This window comes from Jiangella anatolica (assembly GCF_003236295.1).
In the GTDB taxonomy this organism is placed as follows: domain Bacteria; phylum Actinomycetota; class Actinomycetes; order Jiangellales; family Jiangellaceae; genus Jiangella; species Jiangella anatolica.
Genome location: NZ_POTW01000179.1, coordinates 1 through 3,091, shown reverse-complemented (window position 1 = coordinate 3,091; position 3,091 = coordinate 1). Strand labels below are relative to the sequence as shown.

At 71.8% G+C, this 3,091-nt stretch carries 3 protein-coding genes; 1 reads left to right on the top strand and 2 read right to left on the bottom strand.

Annotated features, from left to right (window positions below; genetic code table 11):
- Positions 1 to 288 precede the first annotated feature (288 nt).
- A complete protein-coding gene (locus C1I92_RS32790; protein ID WP_199521833.1) occupies positions 289 to 930 on the top strand; it encodes a hypothetical protein in 642 nt (213 codons plus the stop codon).
- Positions 931 to 1,236: 306 nt separating this feature from the next.
- On the opposite strand, the gene C1I92_RS32785 is transcribed toward C1I92_RS32790, so the two are convergent.
- Positions 1,237 to 1,815: a dihydrofolate reductase family protein gene (locus tag C1I92_RS32785; RefSeq protein ID WP_111258813.1), complete on the bottom strand. Its 579-nt coding sequence runs from the start codon at positions 1,813 to 1,815 to the stop codon at positions 1,237 to 1,239.
- Positions 1,816 to 1,881: 66 nt separating this feature from the next.
- Complete coding sequence (locus C1I92_RS32780) at positions 1,882 to 2,727, bottom strand: helix-turn-helix domain-containing protein (RefSeq protein WP_111258812.1); 846 nt, start codon at positions 2,725 to 2,727, stop codon at positions 1,882 to 1,884.
- Positions 2,728 to 3,091: the final 364 nt, after the last annotated feature.

The window sequence follows — 3,091 nt, the reverse complement described above, 5'->3', positions numbered from 1 at the left end:
TCCGGGGGCCGGGGTGGCGACGGTGGCTCCGGCGCGTCCGGGGGCCGATGGGGCGGCTCTTCCGGCGGCGACCGTTCGTCGGGCGGCCGCGCTGGTGGGCGTCCCGGCACTGGTCGTGGCGGCGACCGGCCCGGCGCGGACCGCCGCGGCGGTGGCCCACGAAGCGGCAGTGACCGTGGCCCGCGCGGAGCGGCGTCCCGAGGCCCGGACGATGGCGGCGACCGTTCCCGTACCGCCCCAGGCCCCAGCAGCGCCCCGCGCGTCCCTGATCCGATCGTCGACGAGGACGTGACCGGCCGCGAGCTCGACGAGGAGATCAGGTCCGAGCTCAGCGCGCTCTCCGGGCAGATGGCCGCCGCGGTGTCGCGGCATCTCGTGATGGCGCAGCGCCTCCTCGACGAGGACCCGCAGCTGGCGTACGAGCACGCGATGGCCGCACGCCGGAAGGCCGGCCGCATCGGCGTGGTCCGCGAGGCCGCCGGCGTCGCCGCCTACGTCGCCGGCAAGTACGCCGACGCTCTGTCAGAGCTGCGGGCCGCCCGCAGGATGACCGGTTCCGCGGAGTACCTGCCCATGATGGCCGACGCCGAGCGCGGCCTCGGCCGTCCGCGGCGGGCCCTCGATCTCTCCCACGATCCGGCCGTCACCGGCCTGGACACCGCCGGGCGCATCGAGATGCTCATCGTCGCGGCCGGCGCCCGGCGCGACCTCGGCGATCACGAGGCCGCGGCGGTATCGCTCCAGGTGCCCGAGCTGCGATCCAAGGCCCGCGCTGAATGGGTCGCCCGCCTCCGCTACGCCTACGCCGACGCCCTGCTGGCCGCCGGCCGCGAGACGGAGGCGAGGCGCTGGTTCCTGCGGGCCGCCGAGGCCGACATCGACGACGAGACCGACGCCGCCGAGCGCGCCGCTGAACTCGGCGAGGACTAGCGGCGCGCTAGGGACGCCACCTCCCGGCCGCCGCCGCGGTTGTGCACGGGCCCGTCGACAGCGGGCCTCCGCCAAGGTTCGCCCGCCGACGTCGGTCACCCACAAGCCGCCCGTCGTCGGCCGCGCCGCTCGGTGCCGGCGTCCAACCGGAGCCAATGGCCACCTGCGCAACTCCGCCTCGTGCTGCAGGTGCCGCTCGGGCGGATCGCCGTCAACTGCCACCAAGGACTGCGATGCGCGAACGCAGCCGGCCCGATCTTGTGTCACCGTCCGCGGTGGAGTTCTTCGCGTACCGGCCCAGGTCCGTCAGCGGCGCACCCGATAGCGCAGGTGAAGCACCCGGTCGCCCTGAAGCACCTCGGGATCCTCCAACAGGTGCTGCGCGTCGACCGACCCGAAGTAGCGCTTGCCGGATCCGAACACGACGGGTACGACGTCCATGCGCACCTCGTCGATCAGACCCGCGGCAAGTGCCTGGCCACCGACGTCGCCGGCGGCGACCTCGACCAGGCGGTCACCCGCGAGCTCCTGCGCCTTGGCCACGGCCGCCTGGACGCCGTCGACGAAGTGGAACGGCGCCTCGGGATGCCAGCCCTCGGGCCTGCCCCGATGGGTCACGACGACGACGTGGTCGATCCCGGCTGGAGGTGTCCCGTCCCAGCCGTCCGTCAGGTCGAAGACATGACGGCCGGCGATCGTCGCACCGACCTGGTCCCAGTACGACCGCGTGTAGTCGTAGGACGTCTGTGACACCTTCACCACACCGCTCTCGTCCAACGGGACGTCACCGCTGAGCAACCAGTCGAACAGCGGTCCGGGCTGATCTTTCTCGTCCGCGATGAAACCGTCCACGGACACCGTCGCGTACATGACTACCTTGCCCACGGGGGCCTCCTCTGCTCCGAAGTGCCCCAAACTAGCGCCGTCATCAGTTGTGGCTCTTGTAAGAAATCAATCGGCCGGCAGCGGCCAGCCCTCCAGCACGTGGCCGGGATGTTCGCGCAGGAACCGCCGCCGGACCTCGACGTACCGCGTCGGTGTGAGCCCGGTGAACGCCCGGAACTCGTGATCGAAGTGGGCCTGGTCGAAGTAGCCCGCGCCATGGGCGAGGTCGCCCCAGTCGATCGGTCCGGCGGGGTCGATCGCGAAGACGGTGGCGGTGAAGCGGTGGGTGCGGGCCAGCCGCTTCGGCGTGACGCCGATCAGCTTCTTGAACCGCTGTGCCAGATGAGTGCTGCTGACACCGGCTGCCACACTCAGGTCTCCGATCGCCACCGCCCCGCTTGTCGCCGTGATGACGCTGGTCGTATGGCGGACCAGCCCCAGGCCGGCGGTCTCGCACAGCCGTCGCATCAGCTCCTCCTCGAGCAGCGTCAGCATCTCGTGCGGTCCGTCCGCCATGGCCAGCCGCTCTCGCAGCTCAGCAACGGCGGGTCGGCCCCACACCTGCTCGATCGTCACCGGCCGGTCGCACAGCTCTGCCGCGGGCATCGGCAGGAACGGCGCCAGCCCCCATGGCTTGACGTGCACGCCGACTGATCGGGTCCGGAATGGGTAGCCGAACTCCCACGCGCGGGTGGGCATGGCGACCACGCAGCCGTCGGCGTACTCGGCCGTCTCGATGTCGGCGCAGCCGCGGATGCGGAACGGCGCTCCGAGGTTGACGATGAGCAGCGCCGACGGGGCCGGCGGCAGCGTGAAACGGGCATACGGGGGCGCGCCCTCCAAGTAGTAGAGGTCGTCGATCAGCCCGTCCAGTGGCGGTCGCGGCACTCTGGACACGTACTCCACGCGCACAGTATCGCCGACACCTGCGGCATGCGCGCCGGGACGGACGTGCCGCGCCGCCGCCAGCATCGAGCCGGCGCCGATCCCGGACGAGCGCCCGGCCCCTGGCAGTGGGGGGTGACGCGTGCTGCGTGAGCGATGGGGATCCTCGGCCCCCCAGTGTCGCTCTGCGTGGGGGAGGCGCTGACCCAACCCTCTGAGGTCGGCAGGGCCACATCCGTGACCTCTACGTCTTCACCAGCAAGAGAGACGAGCCGACGGCCGCGGATTCCTGCTCGCTGCCCGCAGCGGCCACGTCACCGTGCCCGCGGCCACCAGCTGCCGGATGGCCTCTTGTCCACACCCCCAACCAATCTCTCCGCTTATCCACATT